Source organism: Vibrio sp. Vb0937, assembly GCF_033338855.1.
The window spans coordinates 1-1,534 of the sequence record NZ_JAWOTK010000159.1 but is presented as its reverse complement, the minus strand read 5'-3'; the positions used below and the strand labels follow the sequence as shown (position 1 = coordinate 1,534).

At 43.0% G+C, this 1,534-nt stretch carries 1 protein-coding gene; it reads left to right on the top strand.

Features of this window, described 5'->3' with window-relative positions:
* Positions 1-177: 177 nt before the first annotated feature.
* Positions 178-1,534: transporter substrate-binding domain-containing protein (locus R7P67_RS24015; protein ID WP_318086217.1), on the top strand; the 1,357-nt coding region annotated here is incomplete at its 3' end.

Below are 1,534 nucleotides of genomic sequence, written 5' to 3'. Positions count from 1 at the left end.
TTGAGATATTGAACGCAAATATCGTGTAGTCAAAGGTGGAATATCTTGTCAGAATGTCCTTACTTATTTTTAATTAATCAATTAAAAACATATAGTTAATTGTCATTTCGCTAAAGTTCGAAATTTGACTTTTTTGCTGATCAATTTAGTCTGGCTTTCCAATTAGAGGAAGCATTTATGTTCAGCATTCTAAGAAAAATAATCATACTTACCGCAACCGTAACCAGTCTTGCGGTTTCCTTTAATGCGCTTGCGAAAGAAAATACAAAAGACAGCATCGTAGTCGGCGTTATCACACAAAACGACTCTTCAAATTCCATTGTAGACAGTGTTGGTCCATTTTACGGCATCAACCTCGATTATCTCTCTAACATCGCTAAGGTTCTTGGGCTCAACCTAGAACTGCGCGCTTATCAACATATTCCGCCGTTGCTTAACGATGTTGAAAACGGTGTGATTGATGGCGCTGTGGGTTTTAGCAAAACGCCAGAAAGAGAGAAGCGTTTTCTGTTCTCGAAACCCTTTTTCTCCAGCACCATCGCTGCTTGGTATCGCGATGCTAGCTATAAAGATCGTGATATTCGCGATATCAAAGGGGGGTGTGTGGAAGGTAGCGTGTATTGCGACAATCTAACCTCGCAGGGCATCGACAACATTATCTATGTGAAAACGCGTTTAGAAGCTTTTGATGACGTTCGACGCGGCAAAGCTAACGCGTTGATTTACACCTATGTGGGCATTACCGAATACCTTGATGCTAATGATATTGTGAAAGGAATTGTCGATATTCCGAATTGGCTGCAAGAAGAGGAGGTGAGTTTTATCGCCTCACTAGACAACCAGAAACTGATCGACAACATCGACAAAATTCTTGAATGGGAGCAGAGCGGTAAAAACATTCGTTCTGTGGCATCAAAAAACCCGTATCACATCAACGACAAGTTGCTGGTGGCGTACCGTCGTAATCATAAAAGTAACTTAACGATCACGTACAGCAGCAGTGATGAAGCGTATCCATTTCTTTATCGAGATTCGCACACGGGTAAGCTGGACGGATTCTTCCCAGACTTTATCGACTTAATTCAGTCGCGTACGGGTTTGGCCTTTAGTTATGTGAAACCGACGTCGAGTCTTTCTAATGGGTTGACGGCGTTTGATGCCGATATTGTACCGGTATCTTATGTGGGCCCAGTCCCTAAGTCAGACTGGCTGATCACTAAACCATTCATGCACAGCAATTACGTTTCTATCCAAGCAGAAGAGAGCGAGCGCGACAAGTCATCGCCAGAAAAATCGGGCATTCTACTGAGTTTAAAGAAACAAGGGTTGGTGCACTTAGGTGTGTGGCAACAGGACCGTTTTGACCGTTATGACGATTTAAAACAGTTGCTTGCGGATTTGAAATCAGGCGTTTTGGACGTGGCTTACATTCCTGATGACGTTGTTCATAGCATGATTGCGCAAGATCAGGTCGATGGTTTGGTGATCAATGAGCAAGATGTTCTGACGTTCTCGAATGCGTTTGCAGTTGCAA